Origin of the sequence: Nocardia sp. NPDC049190 (assembly GCF_040648115.1) — a bacterium.
Taxonomy (GTDB): domain Bacteria; phylum Actinomycetota; class Actinomycetes; order Mycobacteriales; family Mycobacteriaceae; genus Nocardia.
In genome coordinates this window covers 1-23,388 of record NZ_JBEZDE010000040.1, presented here as the reverse complement: position 1 = coordinate 23,388, position 23,388 = coordinate 1, and the positions used below count along the sequence as shown (strand labels likewise).

General features: G+C 62.6%; 24 protein-coding genes. 12 read left to right on the top strand and 12 right to left on the bottom strand.

Going from position 1 to position 23,388, the window contains the following annotated elements:
* Window positions 1-66: 66 nt before the first annotated feature.
* Window positions 67-1,041, top strand: a complete 975-nt coding sequence (locus AB0B25_RS26510; RefSeq protein ID WP_357184746.1) for an NADP-dependent oxidoreductase — start codon at window positions 67-69, stop codon at window positions 1,039-1,041.
* A gap of 72 nt (window positions 1,042-1,113) precedes the next feature.
* On the opposite strand, the gene AB0B25_RS26505 is transcribed toward AB0B25_RS26510, so the two are convergent.
* A complete protein-coding gene (locus AB0B25_RS26505) occupies window positions 1,114-2,091 on the bottom strand; it encodes a DJ-1/PfpI family protein (RefSeq protein WP_357184743.1) in 978 nt (325 codons plus the stop codon).
* A gap of 162 nt (window positions 2,092-2,253) precedes the next feature.
* Here AB0B25_RS26505 and AB0B25_RS26500 point away from each other — a divergent pair, with 162 nt between their 5' ends.
* Together AB0B25_RS26500 and AB0B25_RS26495 are read left to right on the top strand one after the other, a co-directional pair.
* The gene (locus AB0B25_RS26500) at window positions 2,254-2,838 is read left to right on the top strand and encodes an HD domain-containing protein (protein ID WP_357184740.1); all 585 of its coding nucleotides are present in this window, start codon (window positions 2,254-2,256) and stop codon (window positions 2,836-2,838) included.
* An 82-nt stretch (window positions 2,839-2,920) separates the two neighbouring features.
* The gene (locus AB0B25_RS26495; protein WP_357184737.1) at window positions 2,921-3,346 is read left to right on the top strand and encodes a hypothetical protein; all 426 of its coding nucleotides are present in this window, start codon (window positions 2,921-2,923) and stop codon (window positions 3,344-3,346) included.
* 176 nt (window positions 3,347-3,522) lie between these two features.
* Here the strand turns inward: AB0B25_RS26495 and AB0B25_RS26490 are convergent, their stop codons facing one another.
* A complete protein-coding gene (locus tag AB0B25_RS26490) occupies window positions 3,523-4,854 on the bottom strand; it encodes a hypothetical protein (RefSeq protein ID WP_357184734.1) in 1,332 nt (443 codons plus the stop codon).
* A 42-nt stretch (window positions 4,855-4,896) separates the two neighbouring features.
* Between AB0B25_RS26490 and AB0B25_RS26485 the strand changes: the two genes are divergently transcribed.
* Entirely contained in the window at window positions 4,897-5,133 is a 237-nt protein-coding gene (locus AB0B25_RS26485) for an acyl carrier protein (RefSeq protein WP_357184731.1), read from the top strand.
* On the opposite strand, the gene AB0B25_RS26480 is transcribed toward AB0B25_RS26485, so the two are convergent.
* On the bottom strand, window positions 5,130-6,590 hold the full coding sequence (locus tag AB0B25_RS26480; protein ID WP_357184729.1) for a class I adenylate-forming enzyme family protein: 1,461 nt from the start codon (window positions 6,588-6,590) through the stop codon (window positions 5,130-5,132). The genes AB0B25_RS26485 and AB0B25_RS26480 overlap by 4 nt on opposite strands.
* A 529-nt stretch (window positions 6,591-7,119) precedes the next feature.
* Between AB0B25_RS26480 and AB0B25_RS26475 the strand changes: the two genes are divergently transcribed.
* Complete coding sequence (locus tag AB0B25_RS26475) at window positions 7,120-7,323, top strand: hypothetical protein (RefSeq protein WP_357184727.1); 204 nt, start codon at window positions 7,120-7,122, stop codon at window positions 7,321-7,323.
* Between the two features lie 10 nt (window positions 7,324-7,333).
* On the opposite strand, the gene AB0B25_RS26470 is transcribed toward AB0B25_RS26475, so the two are convergent.
* Window positions 7,334-8,230 (bottom strand): DUF5995 family protein, encoded by an 897-nt coding sequence (locus AB0B25_RS26470; RefSeq protein ID WP_357184725.1) that lies wholly within the window; start codon window positions 8,228-8,230, stop codon window positions 7,334-7,336.
* Window positions 8,231-8,674: 444 nt separating this feature from the next.
* Between AB0B25_RS26470 and AB0B25_RS26465 the strand changes: the two genes are divergently transcribed.
* Complete coding sequence (locus AB0B25_RS26465) at window positions 8,675-8,932, top strand: recombinase family protein (protein ID WP_357184723.1); 258 nt, start codon at window positions 8,675-8,677, stop codon at window positions 8,930-8,932.
* 273 nt (window positions 8,933-9,205) lie between these two features.
* A complete protein-coding gene (locus AB0B25_RS26460) occupies window positions 9,206-9,904 on the top strand; it encodes an NADP-dependent oxidoreductase (protein ID WP_357184721.1) in 699 nt (232 codons plus the stop codon).
* Between the two features lie 324 nt (window positions 9,905-10,228).
* On the opposite strand, the gene AB0B25_RS26455 is transcribed toward AB0B25_RS26460, so the two are convergent.
* A complete protein-coding gene (locus AB0B25_RS26455) occupies window positions 10,229-10,669 on the bottom strand; it encodes a hypothetical protein (protein ID WP_357184718.1) in 441 nt (146 codons plus the stop codon).
* Window positions 10,670-10,714: 45 nt separating this feature from the next.
* Between AB0B25_RS26455 and AB0B25_RS26450 the strand changes: the two genes are divergently transcribed.
* Window positions 10,715-10,972, top strand: coding sequence for a hypothetical protein (locus AB0B25_RS26450; protein ID WP_357184715.1), 258 nt, complete (start codon window positions 10,715-10,717; stop codon window positions 10,970-10,972).
* A gap of 362 nt (window positions 10,973-11,334) precedes the next feature.
* Here AB0B25_RS26450 and AB0B25_RS26445 read toward each other — a convergent pair whose 3' ends face one another.
* From AB0B25_RS26445 to AB0B25_RS26425, 5 genes are all read right to left on the bottom strand, one after another.
* Window positions 11,335-11,475, bottom strand: coding sequence for a hypothetical protein (locus AB0B25_RS26445; RefSeq protein ID WP_357184712.1), 141 nt, complete (start codon window positions 11,473-11,475; stop codon window positions 11,335-11,337).
* A gap of 14 nt (window positions 11,476-11,489) precedes the next feature.
* Window positions 11,490-12,158: a hypothetical protein gene (locus tag AB0B25_RS26440; protein WP_357184709.1), complete on the bottom strand. Its 669-nt coding sequence runs from the start codon at window positions 12,156-12,158 to the stop codon at window positions 11,490-11,492.
* Window positions 12,159-12,732: 574 nt separating this feature from the next.
* The gene (locus AB0B25_RS26435) at window positions 12,733-14,277 is read right to left on the bottom strand and encodes a glycosyltransferase family 2 protein (RefSeq protein WP_357184826.1); all 1,545 of its coding nucleotides are present in this window, start codon (window positions 14,275-14,277) and stop codon (window positions 12,733-12,735) included.
* 501 nt (window positions 14,278-14,778) lie between these two features.
* Window positions 14,779-16,026 carry a cytochrome P450 gene (locus AB0B25_RS26430; RefSeq protein ID WP_357184706.1) on the bottom strand — a complete coding sequence of 416 codons (1,248 nt, stop codon included), beginning with the start codon at window positions 16,024-16,026 and terminating at the stop codon, window positions 14,779-14,781.
* Window positions 16,023-17,195 carry a cytochrome P450 gene (locus tag AB0B25_RS26425; protein ID WP_357184703.1) on the bottom strand — a complete coding sequence of 391 codons (1,173 nt, stop codon included), beginning with the start codon at window positions 17,193-17,195 and terminating at the stop codon, window positions 16,023-16,025. Before AB0B25_RS26425 ends, AB0B25_RS26430 begins: the two co-directional genes overlap by 4 nt.
* Window positions 17,196-17,753: 558 nt before the next feature.
* Between AB0B25_RS26425 and AB0B25_RS26420 the strand changes: the two genes are divergently transcribed.
* Window positions 17,754-17,960, top strand: a complete 207-nt coding sequence (locus AB0B25_RS26420; RefSeq protein WP_357184700.1) for a hypothetical protein — start codon at window positions 17,754-17,756, stop codon at window positions 17,958-17,960.
* 714 nt (window positions 17,961-18,674) lie between these two features.
* Window positions 18,675-19,718 carry a hypothetical protein gene (locus AB0B25_RS26415; protein WP_357184697.1) on the top strand — a complete coding sequence of 348 codons (1,044 nt, stop codon included), beginning with the start codon at window positions 18,675-18,677 and terminating at the stop codon, window positions 19,716-19,718.
* Between the two features lie 284 nt (window positions 19,719-20,002).
* Here AB0B25_RS26415 and AB0B25_RS26410 read toward each other — a convergent pair whose 3' ends face one another.
* Window positions 20,003-20,605, bottom strand: coding sequence for an Eco29kI family restriction endonuclease (locus AB0B25_RS26410; RefSeq protein WP_357184694.1), 603 nt, complete (start codon window positions 20,603-20,605; stop codon window positions 20,003-20,005).
* Window positions 20,602-21,789: a DNA cytosine methyltransferase gene (locus AB0B25_RS26405; protein ID WP_357184691.1), complete on the bottom strand. Its 1,188-nt coding sequence runs from the start codon at window positions 21,787-21,789 to the stop codon at window positions 20,602-20,604. The genes AB0B25_RS26410 and AB0B25_RS26405 overlap by 4 nt, the downstream gene beginning before the upstream one ends.
* A gap of 44 nt (window positions 21,790-21,833) precedes the next feature.
* Here AB0B25_RS26405 and AB0B25_RS26400 point away from each other — a divergent pair, with 44 nt between their 5' ends.
* Both AB0B25_RS26400 and AB0B25_RS26395 read left to right on the top strand, forming a co-directional pair.
* The gene (locus AB0B25_RS26400) at window positions 21,834-22,271 is read left to right on the top strand and encodes a very short patch repair endonuclease (protein WP_357184689.1); all 438 of its coding nucleotides are present in this window, start codon (window positions 21,834-21,836) and stop codon (window positions 22,269-22,271) included.
* A 410-nt stretch (window positions 22,272-22,681) separates the two neighbouring features.
* Complete coding sequence (locus AB0B25_RS26395; protein ID WP_357184686.1) at window positions 22,682-23,296, top strand: hypothetical protein; 615 nt, start codon at window positions 22,682-22,684, stop codon at window positions 23,294-23,296.
* The last annotated feature ends 92 nt before the right edge of the window (window positions 23,297-23,388 follow it).

Genomic DNA, 23,388 nt, shown 5'->3' with positions numbered 1-23,388 from the left:
ATAGCGCGCAAGCCGGACGTCTTCTTCGTGTCCGGTACCGCGACCAGGGCAGAGGGAGGATCGACGATGGATGCTGAATTGACCGCCGCGAACACGACACCTCTGATGATGATGGCACTGCGCGCGCATGAGCGCGGTGGACCCGAACGCCTTGTGTACGAACAGGCGCCGCGGCCGACTCCCGGCCAGGACGAGATCTGCGTCGCTGTGCGGGCAGCAGCAATCACCTTCGCCGAACTGAGCTGGCCGGAAACTTGGGAAACCGAGGGCATCGATCGGACCCCGGTAATCCCGTCGCACGAATTCGCCGGAGTGGTCGCCGAAGTCGGCCCGGGTGTCATCGACTTGACTGTAGGTGATTCGGTCTTCGGGATCGCGCCATTCGACCGCGATGGGGCAGCGGCCGAATTCGTCGTCGTCCCGTCCGCGTGCGTGGCACGGAAGGAGACCGCGGTCTCCGACCTCGCCGCGGCCGCCGCCGCCTTACCCGCTCTCACCGCCTGGGAGGCACTGTGCGACAAGACGCACTTGGCTGCTGGTCAGCGCCTCCTGATCAGGGGCGGTGCCGGGGCGGTCGGGGCATTTCTCATACAGTTCGCGCACGGGATGGGCGTAGCTATCACAGTGACGGTGACCTCGGCGTCGGCCGAGGCACGCGCGAGACGCCACGGCGCCGACGATGTCGTCGTGACCACTGCTCACTCGGAGGCGCTCGATCTACCACCGTTCGAGGTCGCGATCGACGCGGTCGGCGGCGACGTGCCGGAATGGATGTATGCCTCGGTCCGCCCGGGCGGTCGCCTCATCGTTCTCCAAGAGCCCCCGAGCCAGGAACTGGCCGACAAGTATGCCGTGCGCGCGGTCTTCTTCGTAGTCCGCACGCGCCGGGAAAGGCTGGAGGCACTGGCCACGTTGCTCGCCACGGATCGAGTCGAGGTGGCGATTGCTCAGACGTTTCCGCTATCCGCCGGTAAGGCTGCCTACGAGAGCGGGTCTTCGCCGAAGTCCCGGCCTGGCAAGACGGTCATCCTGGTTCCGTAGTTCGACCTCACCCGCATCCGACGGACACGACAGCGGTCGTCGTGACACACAAGGATTTTCCAGTAGCGCCGGTCAGCAGGAGAAGCGCTCACGGTACACGGCAGGGGCCACACCGAAGTGTTGTTTGAAGACTCGGTGCAGTGTCTCGACAGAGCCGAATCCGACAGACTGTGCGATGGAACGAAGTCCGTCACCGGTGTGCACGAGCCGGCGCGCTGCCGTGTCGACGCGGATCGACTCCACATAGCGCGCCGGTGCGACCCCCACTTGTGCGCGGAACACTCGCGAGAAGTGACGAACGCTCAGGCCGACGCGACGCGCCAGCACGGAGTTGGCGAGGTCCTCGGCGAGATTGTCGAGCATCCACGCCTGCAGACGTGCGATCTGAGCGTCGGTGGCCGTGGAGCGCACCAGCAGTTCACTGAATTGACTTTGGCCACCGGGCCGCCGCAAATACATCACCAGCCAGCGTGCGACACGGCGGGCCACCTCGGCATCGTGGTCGGCGGCGACCAATGCGAGAGCCAGGTCTATTCCCGCGGATACCCCCGCCGAGGTCCAGACGTGTTCGTCCCGGACGAAAAGGGAGTCGGGTTCGACCAGGACGGCGGGACGCTCGGCGACCAACTGGGACGTAGTCGACCAGTGTGTTGTCGCGCGGCGTCCATCGAGCAGACCCGCCGCTGCCAAGGCATGGGCTCCCGCACAGACCGACGCGATGCGTGGCGGCTGGTGGGCATGCACCGCCAGCCAGCCGATGAGCGCCTCGTCGACCAGCGCCTCCGGTGCCGTCGCGCCCACTGCCAGGCCACCGGGCACGATCAAGGTGTCGATCTGCGGAGCTACTTCGTCCCAGGATGCCTCGGCGACTACACACGTGCCCCCAGCGCATCGGACGACACCCTTCTCCGGTCCCGCTACCAGCGTCCGATAGCCGGGAGCATTCGCGTGGAGGAGACGGCTCGCCGTCGTGAACACTTGGATCGGCCCCGCGACGTCGAGGAGCTCGACTCCGTCGAAGGCGGCGATCACGACAAGATGTGGCCTCACCGGCACAGTCTTCTGGTTCGCGGCCAGGACCGCAAGGACAGGAACATGTCAGATTCGGACGGAAAGGTATGGCTGAATCCGACATAACAACGTCCTTGCCGCCATCCCGCGGGCGGGACACGATCGAGATTGTTGATATCCCCCGCACTTCAGGAGTTCTCGATGATTCCCGTGATTCCCGATTCGCCGACCGCCCGTGCGGCAGCCGACCTCGCCGCGGAGGCTGCGCCCAGGTACCTGCTCAATCACAGCTACCGCACCTACCTGTTCGGTCGTTGCCTGGTCCCCGACCGGGATATCGACGACGAAGCAGCCTTCGTCGCCGCGATGATCCACGACCTCGGACTCACCGACACCCACCGCGGCACCGGTGAATTCGGTCAGGTAGGGGCAGAACTCGCCGGCCGCTTCCTGCAGCCGCGCGGATGGGACACCGATCGAATCCGCCTGGTAGAGGAGGCGATTCTGCGGCATACCAACCTCGTCGCCGAGCAAGTTCCGCTGTACCGGTTGATTCAGGCCGGCGCGGCTGTCGATGTCGCGGGACTCGGTCACGAAGAAATCTCGCGGGACGATCTTTCCAGGATTCTCGGAAGCTATCCTCGCCTCGAGTTCGTGTCGCGGATGCGCGACCGGTTCCTCGACGAAGCGCACCGTCACCCACAGGGCGCGTTCGCCGAGCTGGAACGCACTGTGGCCTTGTCCAGTCGGTTCGGAACCAATCCCATAGACCTGGCCGCCGCGTAATCTCCGTGCCTCAACCGGTGCGATGCGCTGATACCGCAATGGTTCGGGTGCGACCGATGCGCATGGGTGAAGCGCGAATGCGGTGACCGATGGCGTCGTGGAGGTGATGCGGCGGATCGCCGAACGGGTGGCCGATCGGCTCGGCGTCTGGGCGCGGGGCGATCGGCACCATGTCGACAAGGTCGATACGACCTTGCGTACCAACGCCACCGAATTCGCGGACGCCGACCGATCGTGGATCTACACCGTGGACATGCCCGGCGGTATCAACCTGGAGGAGACCCTCGCCGCCTACATCCGATACCGAAATAGTTTTCCCCCACCGGATTCCGCCGCACCGGATCGTCGGCGCACAACAGGTCGACAGACGCGAGACACCCCGGACGTGGCTTCCGTGAAGACGGGACCGGCATTCCGACGAACTGTTCCGAACCGGCTCCATACCGCAGCATCGATCTCCAATGCCCGCGACTATCTCATGCCCAACCCAACTATCGCCCCAGGGTGACCCGCAATAGTCGTCCGGGGCCGCACACCGCAAGAGGGGCTGAGGCTGCTGGGTGATCTGAGCTTCCTTCACGACGCGCCCGGCCCGCTGATCGGGCTCGGCGAAGCCCGCCCAGCCGACCCGACCATCGTGGTCACCAAGGACGACAGCGGCGGCATCGCGGTAATCGGCGGTTCTCATCCAGCACTTTCGAGCCGGGCCACCGCGTTGTCGGTGAGCCACCGTACCTCGTCCTCGCTCATCGCAATTGCCGTGTACACGACGCTGAGATCGAGGCCACCGAGCCGCTCGTTGGCGATCACAGTCAGTGACGGCCCGAACATGTCGATCGAGATGGCCCTGGTGACGTCCTCGAGCGTGTAGGTGCCGTAACTGTCCTGAAGGCCGGATTCGCCTGCTGTGGTAACAGCAAGTCCGTCGATGCGCCGCTTGTTGCGGATCGTTGGGCCCGCTTCGTATCGATATACTTCCCACTTCGGAAACTTCAGGATCGAGGCGGACTCCTTATTCTTGGCCAGCGCGGTGATCACCTTGAACGAGGCATCGCGGGCCGTGGACCAGAAGTCGTCGGTTATCGAATGCTTGGTACGCAGTATGTCGATATAGCAACCGTAGATCTCGTGCGGCAGCGCGGGTTCGCAGAGGCGACGCAGGTCGACCGTCGTCAGCACGGTCATCGCGTCGAGCCGGTACCGCTCGCGCATGGCGAGCAGGAAGGCTGCCGTTATCGCACCGTGAAGCGTGGTTCTATTGGCTTTGATGGCATCGTCGAGCGGTGTCGTTATGGTGGAGTCGAGATGACGCGCCAGTACGCGCGTTTCTTTCTTCGGATCGGGTACCTTCTGCTTGGGTAGTCGAATGGCTGGTGTATAGGTTGTCGCCTTGCCACTGCCGGACGTGTTGGGCAGACCGGCCTCGATCGGTGGGGGCAGGGTGGTGTCCATCGGGGGTTCTTGTTGAGCAACCGCTGGATCAGCGAGAAATTCGAGAAGCTGGCGAGCGAACATATTGGCGGACCGGGCGTCGAGAGTCGCGTGATCGGCGCAGATTACGATGTGGTTGAGATCGGCGTCGGGCGACTGCCGCACTATCGTTACCCGTAAGCGCGGATGATTGCCGTTCGGGATCGGTGTACGGATCTCGGCGGCAAAAACCTTGCGCCAGGCGTCCGGGTCGGCGCTGTCGAATACCTGCAACGGGATTTCCGTCGTGCCCTCGGTGTCGAACCATGGCTGGCGATAGGCGACCGGCGGCAGGTGCCAGACAATCTTGCCGTATCGGATGTGCGCGCGAAGCATCGGGTGCTGGGCCTGTAGCCAGGTGAGCGCGCGCTTCACCAGCGCCGGATCGAGGCGGCCGCGCACGTGCAGCGCCTGCATGGCGATCAGCCCGCCACGGGCATGCAACTTGTTGAGCAGTTGTTCCTGTTCGCCCAGCGGGCGGGTTTCACCCAAGCCATCCTCCGATTTTTCGACTACCATTTCAGGTCGCGATGAAAGGGCTGGCATCCCAACTATATAAGGACTCGAGCGATGAATGATATCGAAAAAATGACAGTCGAGTATATCTCCGCCATGGTGGCCGAGACCGGCGGAGCGCCGGTCGATCGCGAGACCCCTTTGCTCGAGACGGGCGTGCTGGACTCGATCAATTTGGTAAAACTGGTGCATTTCCTCGAGGAGCGATTCGAGATCAGCATCCCGGACACGGACATACGGGAAGATCTGTTCGAATCGCCTAGGACCTTGGCGACCTACGTTTCGCAACGAGCGGCTCAGCCCGCCTAGAGCTCGCGTAGCCGCGCGCGCAGAACCTTGCCGGCCGGGCTGTGCGGCAGTGCGTCGACGAACGCGATCTCGGCCGGGACCTTCTGAATGGATAGCCTCTCGCGGGCATAACGAATCAATTCATCGGCCGACACATGTGCCCCTTTGACGACAAACGCGATCAGCCGATTGGTGTTGCGCTTGTCAGGGAGACCCGCCACCGCGGCCTCGGCGACGGCGGGCAAGGTCATGAGCGTCTCCTCCACCTCGATGGGGTCGATCTTGTAGCCTGATACCTCGATCAGCAGTTTGCTGCGGCCACGGATGAAAATGCGACCTTCTTCATCGAGCGAGGCAAGATCGCCAGTCCGGAACCAGCCCTCATCGAACGCCTGAGCATTGGCCACGTCGTCACCGAGATAGCCCTGCATGAGCGACGACGATTTTACTTCCATCTCGCCGACGGATGGACCGAGTTCGCTCTCGAACGCAGCGATGCGAACCCTGGCGTCGCCGGCCGGCTTGCCCACCGAGGCCCAGGTTGCGTCGGGATCGACGGAGTTGTTATGCGAGAACATGCCGGCTTCGGTCGAGCCGTAATCCTGACGAAGTGTGATACCGAGCCGCTCGCGCACCGCTTCGAAGATCGGCCGCTTCAGCGCGACGCCACCCGAGAAGGCCGAGCGCAGCCTGAGATCGAAACTGCCGGCTTGGCCGACGATGATTTCATACATTGCCGGAACGGCACCCATGAAGGTGACGCGTTCGCGGACCATGGTGTCGAGCAACCGCTTGCGCGAAAGCGCCAGCGGCAGCGGATCGCTCCAGTAGAGCGTCGTCGCACCGGCGGCGACGGCGTCCGTGGCGCCCAGTAGGAAACCCAACGCGAAGTTGCCCGGCAACATATCGAGGACGATATCGTCGGGCTGCAGGTCCCACGCCGTGCTGGCTCGTTCCCCATCAGCGATGAACTCGGCATGGGTGTGCGGCACCACCTTGGGCAACCCAGTCGAGCCGGAGGAGAAGAGGTAGAGCGCCGTTGTGTTGCCAGGCAGTTTCGGCAGCCTGGCTGTTGCACTTCCTTCGGGTAGGGCGCTCGTAAGGAACAAGGGAATGCCGGGGGCTGCCTCTGAGATCAGTGTCTCGGCAGCAGCGGCAGCGCCAGGAGTCGAGATGACGGACTTGGGTCCGGCCTTTTGCGCGAGCGCGGCGAGTTCGGATCGCGTGGCCGTCGCGCTCAGCGGCATCGCGATGGCGCCTATGGCGAATAGTGCGTGGGCAGTGACGAATAGATCGGGTGAGTTCGGAATCAGCAGAGCGACGGGATCGCCACTTTTGATGCCACGTTCAATCAAGCCGGCCGCAAGACGGCCGATCCGCTCGACCAAAGCGGCGTAGGGCGTCAATGTATCGCCCTGACGCAATCCGCTGGTGATCGGCGCCCGCGCTGTCCACGTGAGCAGATTGTCGTAGATCATCTCGACTCCGCAGGGTCTGCCCCTCTGCCCGTAAGGATAGAAGTGGGATGCGCTCCCGGCAAGCCAGATCGAATTCACCAACCCGGCATCCACAAGGCGTCAGCAATGACGATGGGGGCCTGAAAGGACGTTTACCAACCCGTATGCAGGAGTTCTGCGACAATGCGGTCCGGGTCGCCCGTAACCGTGCGAACGGGGTGGCTCGGGAGCAGATCGTCGCCGATTTCGGTGTTCATCCGGTGACGTTGTCGAATGGATGCGTCAAGCCGATTTCGATGATGGGAGCCGGCCCCGGCACCCCGACCGATGAGTCCGCTGAGCGGTGGGAAACTGCGCCGCCGTATTCGTCTGTTGTAGCACCAGAACTAAGTAGTGTGCCGTGCTGCGGCGTAATTGTCGCAGGCTCAAGTTCCAGGAAAAGTCTTTCCTCGCTTGTGAAAGATGCTGCCGACGACGGGATTCCCATGTCGGTGACGTGCGGGTAATTCAGCGCGCTCGCCAACCACTTTTAGCGCTGGCTCGTTGCCTCATGACCGCCGCCGAGATCGCCGAGGCGTATCGGGCAAACGCCTTGTTCGCCGCCCACCGTGACGCCCCCGAGTTCGGGCGACCTGAACCGGCCCGGTTCGATCCGATGGTGAAGTACGCCGGCGCTGACGAGATCGTCGAGTGGCCCGGCCTACAGCATGCCCGGGATCCTCGGCGATATCACCGGCGTCCCGACGAAGAGTGACTGACGAAACTCACAGCGCATGAAGCCGAGTCAGCATGTCGAAGGCCGATTCGGTGATGGCGTACAGTGCCCGGATCTCCGATTCCTTCGCGGCACGCACCCCAGGATCCTGTAGGGCAAGGCCATTGTCGAAAACGATGACGCTGTAGCCGAGGTCGACGGCGCGTCGCATCGCTGTCGTCGCGACGCCCTTGCCCACCAACAGGTCCAGTCCCTCGCCGACGAAGTAAAAACGCCACAGCGGGCCGAAGTCGGCGTTGTAGACCTGTTTGGTCCGGTCGATGACGAGCTCGCCGGTGGAGGAGACAGCGTCGATGATCTTGAAGTAATCGGGCGCGTTCTCCGGCCTGGTGGCGACAGCGGCAACGGAATACGCGAGATCGACGGTGTATTGGGCGTTGTATCCGGCCATTGCCACGCGAGCGCCGGAGATTTCGCACTGCCGCGCCAGCTCGAAATAGTGCGCCCACTGTGGTTCGGCACTGCCGCCGGTGAATTCGGCATGCAGGTTGACCAGGATGCGGCGCAGCAATTCGAGACCGAGGGCGTGCGCGAAGTCGCGGTCTGCGAAGGCGGCGGGGTCGCGCTGCAGCGGCATCACGGCCACCTGCTCGACGGCATCCCAGCCCAGTGGAAACAGGCCACGTCGATCGCGGTGCGACACCAGAATTTCGGCGATCCGGTGCAGCCGATCGACAGCGGTTTCCGACCGGTGCAAGGAATCTCCGGCGAGGGTGGTCGTATCCGAGAGGTCGGCGATCGTCCGCAGCTCGTCCCGGGACAGCGCCGTTCCACATACTGCGACATCGACGTCCGCCGAGGCCAATGTCTGAGCCGAGGCCGCCGGAGCGGCGAGCGCCAGCAGGATAGCGCAGGTCACACGGATCGCGGTTCCAGTAGGCAGCACGGGGCGGAATGGTATCGCGTGGACGCGGCCTGCACCGGGCACGACACCGACCACTCGCGTGGCGACCCCCGGCGCGGCAGCGACGACGGCGGTGGGGGTCGTGCACAGGTGCGCAGCTCAGCGGGCCCGCCGGTCGGAGTGCCGGGCCGGCTCCCATCATGAAATCGGCTCGACGCATCCAATCGACAACGCCACCGGAGGAATACCGAAGATCAGACCACCGAAGGTGTCAGGTGGATGGGTTGTCCGGCGCGCCGGTCCGGGGAATAGCCAGCGCGAGTTGCGGTTGGTCGCGGTGTTCCTGTTGGCGCGGTTCCACGCCAACAGGATGCCGGCGACCAGTTCCGGGACCGGGGACGGTGGGTGCGCTGACCCACAAGGGCGTGCGGGTGGAATCGTCAAGGAAAGCCTGACTCGCCCATCGCGACGCTGCTGCTGTCGACGATGGGCGCCTGCGCCGAGTTCGAGCGCGCCCTGATCGTTGAGCGCCACCGCGAGAGCATCGCCGCGGCTGAGACCCGCGGGGCCTTCACCGGCCGCGAACCTACGCTGACCGGTGAGCAGGCCGATCGGCTGCGCGAGCGCGCTGCGGCGGGTAAGCGGAAGTCGGTGCTGGCCAGGGAGTTCGGTGTCAGCCGCGAGACCGTCTACAGCAATCTGCGGGCCGAGCTGGCACAGGCTGAGTCGGGCCATGGGGTGTAACAACCATGGGGTGTAACAAGCTGGACAACAGCCCCGGCGGCGCCCTTGCCGCCGGAGGCTGTCGCACGTCCGGACGCTACCCGCCTACGGCCCAGCCGGGTACCCAAATGTCACGAACAGGTCACGGCCCGGATATGGGCGCACTCCTGCCGGTCGAGGTCCCCGCACGGCCAGGGGTGCGAGGAGCAGTGGCACGGAATCCGGCCCGGCGGCAGCGCGAATCGGCCTGGGCGTTCGCCGTCGCGCGGGCCTTCAAAGTCGCCGGTATCGCGCATGCGAGTAACTTCTACGGTAACTGCTCAGCGGGGATTCTTCTCGTCGATGTTCCCCGACTGGAATCGCGACGGCACACTGGCGGAGTACGCGGCCGTCGAGGCGCGCAACCTCACGCCGCTGCCGGGAGACGTCGATCTCACGGTGGGCGCGAGCCTGCCGACCTCGGGTCTGACCGCTTGGCAGGGACTGTTCGAGCACGGTCGCCTTCAGGCGGGGCAGAGCGTGCTGGTGCACGGTGCGGCCCGCGGCGTCGGATCGATGGTCACCCAGTTTGCGCATGCGGCCGGCGCTTACGTGATCGGTACCGGACGCGCTGCCGATCGTCAGATGGCACTCGACTTCGGCGCGAAGGAGTTCGTCGACCTCGACAACGCATCGCTGGAAGCCGTCGGCGGAGTCGATCTGGTGTTCGATGTGATCGGCGGTGACATCGGGAACCGGTCGGCAAGGCTGGTTCGAGCCGGAGGAACGTTGGTGACGATCGCCGGCCCGCCGGAGGCGCGTCCCGCGGACGGCCTGGCGATCGACTTCGTCGTCGTGTCCGATCGCGCCCAACCGAGTGAGGTTGTCCAGCGGGTGCGGGACCGACGTCTGCGAACGGTCATCGGCAACGTCGCGACCCTCGATGATGCCGTTGCGGCGTTCAATCCGACCGAGCGGATCAAGGGAAAGACGACCATCCGCGTTCGCCCGTAAGGACTCGACACATGGGGCGCCGGTGGTAATCGCCCATGTCAGACGAAACCTGTTGGTCACCAACGAAATCCAAGAGCAAATTTGCGACTCGCCTACAGCAGCGAGTGCCGGTGCGCGCATGTCTCCGCCACGAGTTCGCCGCCACAGCGCCTTGAAGGGCGCCCGAGATTCCTATGTTGCAGGCGATTTGGGGCGGACTTCTCGCCCACGAGTCTCAGTTATGCGAGGTCAGGGTGGTCTTGATCGGTGGCGGCACCGTCCCGGTGCCGCCAGCTGGATTCCGATGACCGGACATAGCGGGAGACGGCACCGTGCGACCCCGACTCAGTCGTGGAAGTAGTGACGTTCGGCCAGGTCCTCAAGCAGTGTGGGGCCGCTGGGCGCCCAGCCCATTGTCGCGGCGGCGGGACCACCGTCGCCGGTCATCGGCATGGCCCACATCATGCTCAGCCAACCGAAGTGGGCGGCCGCGTCGGCGGGGTCGATCGAGGTGGTCGGCACGCCGAGTTGGCGGGCGACGGCCTCGGCGATATCGCGGGTCGCCACGCCGGCATCGGCGACCGCGTGTAACACCGTTCCAGCCTCCGCCTTGTCCACCGCGAGTCGAAACAGCCGCGCGGCGTCCTCGCGATGCACGGCCGACCAGGCATTCGCGCCATCGCCGACATAGCCGGACGCGCCCTTCTCCCGTGCGATCTCAACGATTCGACGGACGAATCCGTGGTCACCTGCGCCGTGCACTGTCGGCGGCAGTCCCACCACCACAGACCGAATCCCACGTTCGGCGAGCTCGCCCAACAACGTCAATCCGTGATCGCGGCGAATCCCGCGCTGCAAGAACGGGAACTGACCAAGCTGGCCGCACTCGCGGCCAGCAGCGCCGCAGCGCTGCGCCAGCGCGGCATCCCCGAACCCGCCGCAAGCCTCACCGCCGAAGCCGCCATCGCAGTCTTCAAAATCGCCTACACCACCTGGGCCGAAGCGCTATCCCGCCGCAGCCTGGTCGAATACATCCAGGAAACACTGGCCGAACTCGAAACAGTCGCCACCGGGGCACCGCTGCACTAGTCCCGATCCACCTGGCGACGCGGGACCAGGATCATCCGCGGAACCTGCTCGATACGTACTCCGAGTACGCAGACCTCGAGATCGACCGACTCCTCTCTTGTGGTCGATCCCGCGCCTTCAACGCCCCCGTGATCGCAGAATCTGGCCCTCGTACTCACGACTCGGGCGCTACCCGTCGCGCGCCGCGCACGTGCTGTGGCGCCAAACCCCACGACCAGGTCGGGAGACCGAACTGCTTGCCCATCTGGATCGTGACCGCTCATCGCGACCGCCCGACCCCGCGCAGGAAGACTCCCGCGGTACGCGATCCCGTTCCGCGGCGACCTCGGTGCGGATCTTCCCCGCCACCTCCGGACATGCCGCTAGTCGAGTAGCCGATCCCACACCGCGATCCACTCTCCGTGTACCTGCACGCTGAGTTCGGCGTGCTGGAACCTGGACATCTCGAAGTCGTCGCCGCGGTGATCCTTCGCAACGGACGCATCTCCGGCGGCGAACCTCATGTTTAATTCCGCGATCATGATCTCGAACGCGGCAACTGGTCGGATGCGGGACGCAACGGGATCCTCACGTCAATAGTCGAACCCGGAACGCACTCCGTCATGATGAAGTCTGACCCCCGGCAGGAATCCGAACGGTATCCGTCACGGTTTAGTAGATCACGCTTGCGGTCCTCGGACCGGCTACCGGCAGGCCAGCCATCCGCGGCAACCGAGGCGCGCCATACGGATGGGTTGCAGGTGAAGGTCGCGGTCTGCTCGAGGACGCCATCGACGTTGCGGAATTTGTGTCCCTGAGCTTCCAATGCCTCGACGAGGCCGCCGTACTCGTGCTCGATCCGGCGCCATGGTTGCCGCAGCAAGGCCACTCCAGCAAGATAGGGGCGCTGGTAGAGGATCTCGGCCATGGCCTCCGGGTCGATGTCGACAATCGCGGTGAAGTCTTCTTCCCAGAACGCGAACTGCTGGCCTTCCGCGGCAGCGCAGACAGCGCGCATCGCCGCGCTGTAACCGCGGCGGCCGACGTCCACCACCCTGCCGTGCTGGGCGAGCCAGCCATGGTGACCGGCATCGCCGGAGTCGTCGACGAACACAAGGTCGCTCACACCGTGCACGTGCTCGTCGATCGAGGCGAGAGCCCGCTCGATATAGGTGCGTTTGCGATACGTACCGATGATCAGGCGCATGGCTGGATTACGACGAGCCGGCGCTGACGGCCATTCACAGCGGCCCGGTCTGTATGAAGTCGTTGAAACTCATGATCTCCCACAGGGCGGGCAGGATGATGCTGACCCTTGGCCATGGTTGCTCCGATCTGGAATCAGCGGCAATACCGCTCAGTCAGGCCTAGCGACCAGGCGTGAAGTTGACGTGTCGGGACATAGAAATACCAGAACTCCCGCAGAGAAGGTACGTCCGCCGAGACAATCCCTCGAGCTGGAGTTCACGGTGTCCGATTGACGTGAATCAGCCCTGCCCCCACACTCTTTCGCGCCGGCGTGCCCGAGCGAATTGACCAGGATGGCCTGGTCGAGATCGTCGAGGCGGTTATGGAATCGACCCGGATGATTCACTGGCCAGAAGTCCGGGTGTTCCCGCCGCGGGTGGTTCTGCATCTACTGGCGGCGGCGTTCTTTCCGGAACTGGCTATCGGCACGTGTGGACGTGGACGATTCTCTGCACTCTGCAAGTCGGGCACATAGCTCTAGTGCGGTCGTGGTTGGTCGATTGCGTCACCGTCAGCATCCATGGTCGTGACCGTCAGCAAAGCCCGTGGGCGGGTTGATGTCGTCTCACGGGGCACCCGGTTCGGTCGGTGCCGTTGGAGCAGGTGCGTGGCCAGGCGTGCACGTTGTCGCCGAGTGTGGACCGTGCGGGAGCGACGGTGGCGGCGCCTGCTGCGGCTGCTTCTGCCGTGAGTCGGCCGCCGTTCTCCTCGGAGATTTTCTGCTGACAGCGCACTACACAGTGCGCACAGCCGTGCGGCTGCGCCGGTGTGCGGTGTCGATTCACGTGAACAGGAATTGCATCTTCGCTGCCGTCTCCAGCTACGAATTTCGCTGATATTTCATCCTTTTCGCCTGCGTGAATTATCGCTTCGAAGCTGCGACCGCCGCCCAGCTCCTCGCCGAGAAAAGACTCCTTCGGCTGCGTATGACCTGTTTCCCTCAGGATGAATACCCCCATCGAAGTTTCGAGGACGAGTCTGCCGCCCTCGCCCATTCCGCCTTCCATATAGCATTCGACTCTGTATTCATCATGACCGCGACGGTGAACGAAATCCAGGAAAATTCCTGATTGCTGCAGCCTGTTGGACACGAGCAAGCCGTCGCGACATTCCGAGCATTGCTTCATTCCGAGAAGGAAGATCTTGTATCGAGGATGCAGATTCCGCTTGCTCAGAATTACTCGATTATCTATTTTGCGCACAATTTCTTTGATCAAATCCTTGTAGGCCAGCTCTTCACCCGGGTCGAGGACACTTTGCCCGGACTGCCTGATGCGCCAAGCTATGTCACTCAATATTTGACACTGCATGAATCTCTCGATGTGACCAGATTTGTCTCGCCATTCATCGAGCATGCACAGGTACGCCACTCTCGGTACTGTGGTGTAGTATTCTTTGTCGCTCAGTTTTCCGCCTGTGGCAGAGCTGCTATCACGTCTCTTTCGGTAGTAGTAGACCGTCTCCGATAGGACGCCGTAAGCCTTTTTTCTCAGGAGGAATTCGCTCAGAAATTTGCCATCTTCGGTTATTTTCAGTCTGGCATCGAATTTCAACCCTTCGAGTGCCTGCCTCCTGAAAATGCAGGTAGTGACATGAAATAGGGGACTATCGGGCTCCGACGATAATTTCAACACTCTGGTCTTGTGAAATTTGTAGTTGTTTCGATGTTCACCGGTTTGAGCATCGAAGAACTTTATCTTCGATGCGACAAGGTCGACCTCGTCATGATGACGGTCCAGAAAATCGACAGATGCGCTGAATGCATCTCTCGACCATGCATCGTCGCCATCGAAGAAGTTGACGTACTTCCCGCTCGCCCGATCGAGACCAACGTTTCGAGCGACGCTCACCCCGCGATGTTCCTGTTTGAAGTATGCGACGTTGTCCGGATATCTTTTCTTGGCGTTTTGACATATTTCATCGGAACTATCCGTACTACCATCATTGATCAATATCAACTCGATGCTGTTCTCGAATACGATCGTTTGATTTACAATGCTGTCAAGGGCCGATTCCAAATAGCTCTCGAGGTTGTAGACGGGAACTATCACCGATACCATCGGCCGGCTATGCTTCATATCGGTCACCGTAGCTTTCCGTTGCGTTCGCATCCAGCTGAACACCGCCGTCCGCTCGTTCTTACACCGCGTCCAGAAACTTCCCGGCCACGTCCGCGCCTACTTCCAGGCTCCACACACAAGCTATACGCTTCAACCATGTAATTTCGTGTCGATATTCGAGATATTCACATGGACGGTGGCATTTTCCAGCCACGCCCAGTATCCAGCGACTTCGGCCGCCGAACTCCGCTGCCGCGATTCCACCTGCATTCGCTGCGGTCAGCGCCCGAGCCAGACCCTGGTACTGCCTCGTATCACGGGCAGTACCAGGGCCGCACCGGCAATGTCCGCCAAGTGCCGCGTACGGTCGAGTATCACGCTGATGTCCTCGAGGCTCGACGCGCCGGCCCCGGACGGGGCGCAACCCTGGGCCGACCACGATCCCGCCACGATCCGCAGCCCCGAACAAACCGCGCTGGGATTCCACGTTCCAGGACTGCAGCCCCGGCCGAAACTCGGCTACAACACGGTGAACGGAGGAGAGGGCGGAAACTGGACCGGCAGGCCCGCCAAGGCCCGGTGGATGGGTCCGGGCCGCCAGGTTATCTCCCCTGCCAGCCGTAGCTCGGGCAGCGCATCCAGAAGCTGATCGATCGCGTCCTGTGCGATCAGGTAGGACATCGACCGCGCGGGGCAGGCATGTGGCCCCAAACCCCAGGCCAGATGCGAGCGATTACCAACGAGACTATCGGTGCGAATCTCGGGGTCGTTGTTGCATCCGGACATGCTGATGACGACCGGCTGATGTGCGGGCAGCCACACGTCGTCGACGAGGAGCGGTTGCCTGGGGAAGGTGACGCAGAGATTCGCCAGCGGTGGGTCGTTGAAAAGCACCTCGTCGAGCGCGTCGCGGGTGGACAGGCTCCCGCCGAGGATGCCGCCCGCGAACCGCTCGTCGGTGAGGATCAGCAGCAGGGCGTTGGCGATGAGGTTCAATTGCAGTTCGCACGCGCCGGCATAGATGCCCACAATCTGGTTGAGGACCTCCACATCGTCGAGCTCGGCCGGATGCTGTACCAACCGCGAGGTGATGTCGTTGCCAGGATCGGCTCGCTTGGACGTGACCAGTTCGATCAATGCTTCGGAGAGCATTGCGTTTCCCGCTTCGGCATCGACGCCCTCGAATACAGCAGCCAGCGCCGTCGCGGCTCGCTGACCTATTTCCGGAGGGCAGCCCAGCTGGGAATTGACGGCCTCGAAGGCCACCGGAAAGGCGTACTGGCTGATGATGTCTGCGCTACCATCCTCGCAAAAACTGTTGATGTGCGGGATGGCGATCTGCCCCACGATGGCGTGCAGCGCATGCAGATCGGCTCCGTCGATACTCGACGTGATCGCCTGCCGATAGCGTAAATAGTCGATTCCGGTGTTCTTGCTTGCGGTGGGACGCCACCCGATGATCGGCAGGACAGGGCAGTCGGCGGGGACGTTCTTCTGCCACGTCCGCGGATCGGCCGAAAAGTGTTCAGGGTCGTTGAGGATCCGCACCGCGGTGTGATAGCGGATCACCAGGGTGGCCGGCACACCCGGCGCGAGGTCCACCGGCACCAGAGAGCCGTATCGCTTGCGCATTTCGTCGTACGCGCGATGCGGATCCGCGGCGAACTCCGGGGCATATAACGGAACGCGTGGGCCGACGATGCCGTCGGGTGCGCCGTGGGCTACCGGGCAGGTTCCGCTGGGCCGCGGCGATTCTGGCACGGTCATGAGACCCGGTCGAATTGCAGGTGGAGTTTCTCGGGTGCGCCGATGCTGACACCGACAGCCGAGCGGATCGACGTTCCGGGCGCGATCCGGAAGTTCGTCAGCCGGGCAAGCAGGCGGTTGACCCCGATCTCCAGTTGCAGCCGGGCCATATGCTGCCCCACACAGCGGTGGATACCGACTCCGAAGGCCATGTGTGGGTTGGGGAAGCGGTCGAGGTCTAGTTGGTCGGGATTGTCGAACTTGGCGGCATCACGGTTGCCCGAGCGCCAGTGCACGGCGACCCGGTCGCCCTTGACCAGGGGGATACCGAGCAGGTCGTTGTCCTGCACCACAACCCGGCCCATCACCGACACCGTCGAGGTGAGGCGCAGCAACTCGTCCAATGTGCGGTTGGCCCAATTCGGTTCGCGCAGGCGCGTTTCCAAATCTGGTTGCTCGGCCAGAAATCGACCGATGTAGGCCAGTGTCCCGCGAGTGGTGTCCAGACCACCGAGGAGTAGCACGGTGACCAATCCCAGCCGCTCTTCCTGTGTCAACGGCCGTCCGCCCGCCACCGTCGCCTCGACGACGGACTGCAGGAAGTCGTCACGCCGGTCGCTCTCGCGGGCAGCCATCAATTCCGTGGCCAACTCCGCGACCGCGGCGAAGCTCTCGGGCGTGCCCTGTGACGATACGGCCGTCACCGCCTCGACCCCGCGTCGCAGCCGCTCCTCGTTGTCATCGTCGAGCACCACCTTCGCCAGTGTCCCAGCGGTGAAGGGAATGGCGAACCGGCTGATGAACTCGACCTCGCCGTCCTGGACGAAACCATCGATCAACTCGTCCGCGAGCTGCTCGAGAATCGGCTGGTAGCGCGCCAGCGCGGCGCGGGAGAGGCGATTGTTCAGAAAGCCGCGGAACTCCCCGTGTAGCGGTGGATCGAGATCGAGTGGTGGAAGCGCGACCGGCACCTCCATGATTCCGGGTTGCGCCGAGCTGAACACCTCGGGATGTACTGCGACCGTCCGCAAGTCCGCGTAGCGCGTCACAACGTGCATCCCGCCGCCGAAGTTCGTATGCACGACCGGGCACTGCTCGCGTGCCCACTTCAGTTCGTCATCGAGTCGCGTACAGTGCTGTTCATCGAAAAAGTCGAGGCCATCGAAGAATTCTTGGTGGCTGTCGATCACAGTCTGCTCCTTTGTAACCCCCGATCAGCGATGTACCGATCGGGTGCCGACGCTGTCCTGGTGTCGGCGCACTCGGCGAGTCGAACCCGTTGTGCAGCAACGAATTGCGATATCCCCGAGCGGGACGAGGATACAGCGTGGCGTCGAGACAAGGGCGTGGACTGCCGAGTTACCTGAAGCGAGAACAGCCCCGCGCCTCGTCGGGCGAGGCTCAATCCGGGGGCCCACATGTCATCGGCGAGCTCTCGAGACGCGATCCATGCCTCCGAGCGAATAGTCGCGATCCCTGCCCAAGCTGGTAACGGCCCAGCATCCGGCCTCGGAACACCCCTGCCAAGTCGGTATCGCCTTCGTCACTGGGTTGACCGGGACCCGGCCGAGGCAACGACCCCAGCCATGCGCCTTGTTGATGAATCAGCGCGTCCGCCTTGCTCGACCGGGTTCCGGAAACTCTGCCCCACCAGGCACTCCTAGCCGGGCAGCCACGCTGCGGGCTCGTTCGCGGCGGGGTGACACGCATGGCTGCACCGCCGAATCGACCAAGACCTCACTGCGGCAGTGGCCGGGAAGTTTCTGGACGCGGTGGAGGAACGATCGAACGGTGGTGTTCAGCTGATTGCGGGTGGTGATGATCTGGTCGGCGAGGGTGCGTTCGAGGTCGGCGTGCTGTTCTGGGCAAACTCGGCTGTCGATTTCAGCGTTTCCGCTGATCAGAGGCTATTTGTGGGGCGGGCGGGGCTCGAACCCGCGACCAATGGATTATGAGATCAAACACTCTGGACAGTGTGCTGACCTCGCAATATGCTGCTCAGCCACGACCAAATAAGCAAAATACCTTGCTGTCGTACAGCGACCTGCTGATCTTGAATGCTCGCCCAGGGACATACGTGCGGCTCGAACATTGAGCACCACCGGAGGACCAGGTCAACCAGACGGTTGTCGCAGTCTACGCCGCCGCTGTCTCGATAGGCCCTGTCCGTGATACAGCCCCACCACATATCGAGAGCGGAGGTCACGCGGTATATCCCACATCGCGCCGCTGTCATTCGGAGGATCCGCGCACAACGGTACGTGAAGCGCGCCAACTGTGCTATCAGGTCAACAATGTCTGCAGCTGCCGAATCTCGCTATACCTCGATCAAGAGCGCCCCGGCGGCGCAAAGTGCCGCCGGGGCACATTGTTCCTCTTCGCGTGTTCTGGCATCCGCTTCGGCGACGTGGCAGCACGCGGACTGCTCAAACTCGCCACTTCTTCATTCACCCGACAGTGCTGGGCACTCCATGAGCCATCCCCGACTTACTCTCCCGCGACCCGCCCACAAATCCGCCGACACCGCTCGTGGGGCCTGGCTGTGGTCCCGCCACCGACAACTGCTGTGAAGCGCCCGGCCAGCTTTGTAAATCTGTTGGCAGGAGCGGGGTTCCACGGACTAGATTCACTCAGTTCTGGGTTTGGTACCACACAATCGGAGATGCGCGATGGAGCCGAGCAAGGTTAATGAGCTTGAGCAAGCTCTCACCGAGAACGCTCTGGCGTTCTTGCGTCGGTCGGTTGAGGGCATAGAGGGCTCCCCATGCAACCGGGATGCCGAATTCGCGATTGTCGATCTCGCAGTGGGAGTTGAAGTCCTGCTCAAGGCGCGAGTCCTGCGACATGACTGGACGCTCATCTGCGCCGACCGTGCGAAGAAGTCGGAGGAGCAGCTCGAACGTGAACTGCTCGCCGGGACGGCGTTCACGATCACCCCGACTTCAGCAGTGAAGTACCTAGCAGAGGAAGTCGGCGTCGATTTCAAGGCAAACGGGTACGACGGACGGGTCGAGCAGGTCAGCAAACTGCGCAATAGAGCAGTGCACTTCACCCTGAGTCAGGGGCCGTTGCCCATCAGTGTCACGGTGGCGTACGGCCGTGGACTTGACTTTGTGCTCTGGTTCCTCGGCTCCGAGTTCCGTGACAGCGCACCCGGTCGAACAGCGAATCTGGTCGAGGACTTCATTGAGGATCTCACCGCAGTGGTTGGCGAGATCAACGATTTCGTTGTCGAACGCGAGAAGAGTGTGGCGGCCAACATTCGAGCGATTGAGAGGTGCCTTACATGCCCACGCTGCGACAGAAGGGCAGTCAGCTTCACAGAGCGTGACCCGATCCGTTGCGCGTTCTGTCTGTGGAACCCAGCCGACGGCGAGATAGCCGCTGCGGAATACGTCTCTGAAGTTCTCGGCACGAACCAGTACAGGACTGTTAAGGGCGGGGAGGAGTGGCCGGTCCACGAGTGCCTAAGTTGTGGCGAGTTGGCGATGGTCCAGGGCATCGAGGACTTGGGCGAGGATCCCGGCGATGCTGGCTCGCTCAACTGCGATGGATACGTAGCGCCGCATTGGGGTTGCTTCAGCTGCAGGATGTCGGCTGGGTACCCGGAGGTCGACCGGTGTAGTCGCTGCGACCAGCCGACCACTCAGGGGGGCGACGATGGCACATCGATCTGTTCTGAATGTTGGGCCGAGGTCCTCAAGAGCGACTGACAGGATCAGCGTCCACCCTCCAACGTTCGATGAGTTGAGAACAGCATCATTCGGTGCGCCCCGGGGCTGACTGGTGGTCACGACGCTCGATCGCAGCTGGAATGGGCCTTCTCCGAGTTAGACGGACAGGTGGCATACCCCTGCCTCCTCATGGCTCGATTGTCTGGCCTCACGCGGTCGTGTCAAGGGAAAGGAACACCCTTGACATGACCTCCCTCAGCTCAGGGATGGCCACTCCGAGGAAGCAGGGGAAGGGAAGTCGCCGGACGAGAAGTCGCCGCAGGCTACAGGCGACTCCTCAAATATTCGATGACGTCCTGCTCGATCTGCGCCGGAGTTTCGTCTCGTGCGGGGAATTTAGGGGCGAAGGGTCGGCCAGGGTGAAGGGTATCCCATCGGGTTCTTACACCGTTGATACGTCCGCTACCTGGATCGTGGTTGCCGAAACCGTCGAGCAGCGAGTTCCATACCGGTGTGTACCGGCGGATGAGCGCGGACTCACCAAGCGCGATCCATATGTCCTGAACGACAAGCCAGCGGACGGCGAAATCGTTGATGTCGAGATTCTGGGCCGCGCGAATGCTGTTCGCGTGTTCGCGGATCCGTTTGAACAGTGCGTTCGAGCTGTCGTGATTGAGTGTCTCAAGCCCTCGTCGGCCGCCTGCCGGTACCGCCTTGCCGACATAGATCGGGGCAGTCCACGCCTCCTGATTGTGCTTGGAGAGAGGCTCGTAGGCATTGAACGGACCCCGGTAATAGATCTCGTACACGCCTGCACCGAGGAAAGGAGACAGCTCACCCAGCGGTGTCGCCTCTGTCTCCTCCATCCTGCTAACCACCGACTGCGCGAGGTTTTCCATATCGAGCGGGTTGAACGGTGTAGTCACGCGGGAACTTTACTTCGGCGGTCCCTCGCCTGCTTCACATGCCCACGGACAGTTGCCAGTTCGAGGTGCTCGCGGACCGAGAGCGCGACCTTCTCGGCCAGCAAGACCGGCACCGCGTTACCCAACTGCCGCATCGCCTCACCCCAAGGTCCATGCAACCGGTAGCGGTCGGGAAACGTCTGCAATCGCGCCGCCTCCCGGACCGTGAAGTATCGAACGGAACCGTCGACATCCCGGAGCATGTTCTCTCCGCCGGGTACCCCGTGCACTCCGGCCTTGAGCGCCTTCGATGGCTGATCGATGTACGAACCGGTGTGCCCCGGATACGAGCGTGCACCCGGTTGGAGCACATGATTCAGGAACTTGGTGCTGCCATCTCGAGTGGGTTCCGGCAGGCCCTCGAGCGCATCCCTAACCGTTCTCCATGGCTGAAGCGGGCTCGCGAACAAGCCGGACTGCCGAGCAGTGGTGGTGCGGTGCTTCTTAGCTACCTTGTGTCGATCCCAGTACGACCCGTGCTCCTGCGAGTAGCGCAGCGCGGCGGCAGAGTGCGTAGCTTTCGGGAATGACCACTCGGCGTCGACGTCGGATCGGAAGCCAACGAAGAACACTCGCCACCTCTGCTGGGGAACCCCGTAGTCGGCCGCGTTGACCAACGTAGGCAGCACCTTGTATTGGAGGTCCGATCTGATCGAGGTGTGCTCAGCTTGCAGCCGCGCGAAATGCTCATCCCAGGCTTCACCATCGCGACTGACCAACTCAGGATGCGCTAGCCGTAGCTGGATATAGGAGTAGTAGTCGGCGAACGCAGGCCGTGTGAGCCCGCGGACATTTTCCACAATGAAGGCGCGAGGCCGCAGTTGCCGAATCACCTCGGCGGTAGCAGGGAACATGTCGCGCGCATCATCGGCAGCACGCGCCTTCCCACCTGCGCTGAACGGCTGGCACGGCGGACCACCGGTCACAATGTCAACCCCGTTAGGGATCGCGGACCAATCGACGTCGCGGACATCGCCTTCGCGGACGTCGATACCCTGTACCAGGGGATGCCCCGCCTCCCTGTTCTCACGGAGAGTGTCACATGCCCACTTGGCCCACTCGGCGACGACCTCGGTCGTGAAACCCGCTAGGTGTGACCCCAGGGCCAACCCGCCACCTCCCGCGAACAGCTCTACACTCCGCATGCCGGGCATCCTATCCGTGAGGTCCCACAAGATCGGGAATAGTCATGGTCGAAACTGAAAAAATGGGTGCGAGCTGGGCATCTACCGAATCAGTCCGATCGGTGATGCGCGCCAACCGGCGCCGTGACACCCGCCCCGAGCTAGCCATCCGGCGTATCGTCCACGCTGCGGGACTGCGATACCGCGTCGACTACCCACCCATGACGGGAAACCGACGCATGCGCGCCGACCTCGTCTTCACCCGAGCCAAAGTAGCCGTGTTCATCGACGGCTGTTTCTGGCACGGCTGCCCCGAACACCACCGACCCTCTCGAACGAATGCGGAATTCTGGTCGAACAAGATCAGCGCGAACCAAGAACGAGACTCACGGACGAACGCCCTCCTCGAGGACGCGGGGTGGACAGTGTTGAGGGTCTGGGAGCACGAACCCCCGGAACAAGCCGCAAGCCGCATTGTCACCGCCGTCCGGGGGGCCAGGTAACCAAGCCGGTCCGGGCAAACGACCGTGTCGACTACTTTCCGACTACAAACGTTCACCGCCCTCACCGAACAACCACGCACTTCGCGCGTCGATGGCAGCCGAGATATCAAGTGCCGCAGTGTTATCCGTGAACTTTGGCGGACGCTGGCGGACGTTCGGAAGTATCGGCAGGTTTACGGTTCGAGTGGCACGCACCGCGCCGCAAACTAGTTACCCCGTGGGAACCACGCGACCTTACCTGCATGCATGAGAAGGTTGGATGCACCCAGCGGCAGGAGGCATTCGGAGTACTGTCCTGCCTCATGCGCTACGTTCCGGAGTTCCTAGACGAGCGAACCCTCACGTTGCTATCGGAGACTTGCCCGCATTGCGCAACACCCTTATGGGATGACACGCGAACCGTCGATCACGTGCCTTCGAAGGTTTTTCTGCGGCATCCCTACCCGCTCGAACTTCCGACAATCCCTACTTGCAAACAGTGCAATCTGGGTTTTTCCATCGATGAAGAGTATCTGTTCACCTTCCTGGGATGCGTGCTTGCCGGATCAGCCGAAGTGGAAGATCAGGTTGACGAACGAGTCCGGAAGATTCTCGAAAGAAGTCCAAAACTGCGGGCGCGCATTGCAAACGCACGCGCGAAGACTCTACCTGAAACTGGGGCACCCTTGTGGTCTCCCGAGGAACAGCGGATAGATAATGTTCTCGTGAAGAACTCGCGCAGTCATGCACTGTTCGAGCATGGCCTTTGGGTGACGAATAAACCGGACGCTATGGTCTTTGTCGCACTTGAAGCGTTGATGCCTTCTCAGCGCGCCGAGTTCGAAGGATTTTCACGAACTTTGCTCCCTGAGGTCGGATCAAGGTTGTTTGGTCGAGTCATCCAGAGAACTGACCTGATCAATGGGTGGATTGTCGTGCAAGAGGGCAGGTATCGCTACACCGTTGATGTTGACGAAGATGCCGTTAGAGTACGGATAGTCATCTTCGAGTACCTCGCCGCCGAGGTGCTGTGGCTTCAGGATTGAGCGGTCCCCGATGACGAGACCACCCGGAAATAGAGCCGGGTGATTTCGTTCCGTGTTCAGTTGGTTCCGCAGGCCATCGGATGATGGGTGTG

Excerpts from the sequence above, each read along its gene's own strand:
- AB0B25_RS26510 (WP_357184746.1), top strand. The coding sequence starts at position 67 with ATGGATGCTGAATTGACCGCCGCGAACACGACACCTCTGATGATGATG.
- AB0B25_RS26500 (WP_357184740.1), top strand. The coding sequence starts at position 2,254 with ATGATTCCCGTGATTCCCGATTCGCCGACCGCCCGTGCGGCAGCCGAC.
- AB0B25_RS26490 (WP_357184734.1), bottom strand. The coding sequence starts at position 4,854 with ATGCCAGCCCTTTCATCGCGACCTGAAATGGTAGTCGAAAAATCGGAG.
- AB0B25_RS26485 (WP_357184731.1), top strand. The coding sequence starts at position 4,897 with ATGACAGTCGAGTATATCTCCGCCATGGTGGCCGAGACCGGCGGAGCG.
- AB0B25_RS26480 (WP_357184729.1), bottom strand. The coding sequence starts at position 6,590 with ATGATCTACGACAATCTGCTCACGTGGACAGCGCGGGCGCCGATCACC.
- AB0B25_RS26475 (WP_357184727.1), top strand. The coding sequence starts at position 7,120 with ATGACCGCCGCCGAGATCGCCGAGGCGTATCGGGCAAACGCCTTGTTC.
- AB0B25_RS26465 (WP_357184723.1), top strand. The coding sequence starts at position 8,675 with ATGGGCGCCTGCGCCGAGTTCGAGCGCGCCCTGATCGTTGAGCGCCAC.
- AB0B25_RS26460 (WP_357184721.1), top strand. The coding sequence starts at position 9,206 with ATGCGAGTAACTTCTACGGTAACTGCTCAGCGGGGATTCTTCTCGTCG.
- AB0B25_RS26445 (WP_357184712.1), bottom strand. The coding sequence starts at position 11,475 with ATGAGGTTCGCCGCCGGAGATGCGTCCGTTGCGAAGGATCACCGCGGC.
- AB0B25_RS26440 (WP_357184709.1), bottom strand. The coding sequence starts at position 12,158 with ATGCGCCTGATCATCGGTACGTATCGCAAACGCACCTATATCGAGCGG.
- AB0B25_RS26435 (WP_357184826.1), bottom strand. The coding sequence starts at position 14,277 with ATGAAGCATAGCCGGCCGATGGTATCGGTGATAGTTCCCGTCTACAAC.
- AB0B25_RS26430 (WP_357184706.1), bottom strand. The coding sequence starts at position 16,026 with ATGACCGTGCCAGAATCGCCGCGGCCCAGCGGAACCTGCCCGGTAGCC.
- AB0B25_RS26415 (WP_357184697.1), top strand. The coding sequence starts at position 18,675 with ATGGAGCCGAGCAAGGTTAATGAGCTTGAGCAAGCTCTCACCGAGAAC.
- AB0B25_RS26405 (WP_357184691.1), bottom strand. The coding sequence starts at position 21,789 with ATGCGGAGTGTAGAGCTGTTCGCGGGAGGTGGCGGGTTGGCCCTGGGG.
- AB0B25_RS26400 (WP_357184689.1), top strand. The coding sequence starts at position 21,834 with ATGGTCGAAACTGAAAAAATGGGTGCGAGCTGGGCATCTACCGAATCA.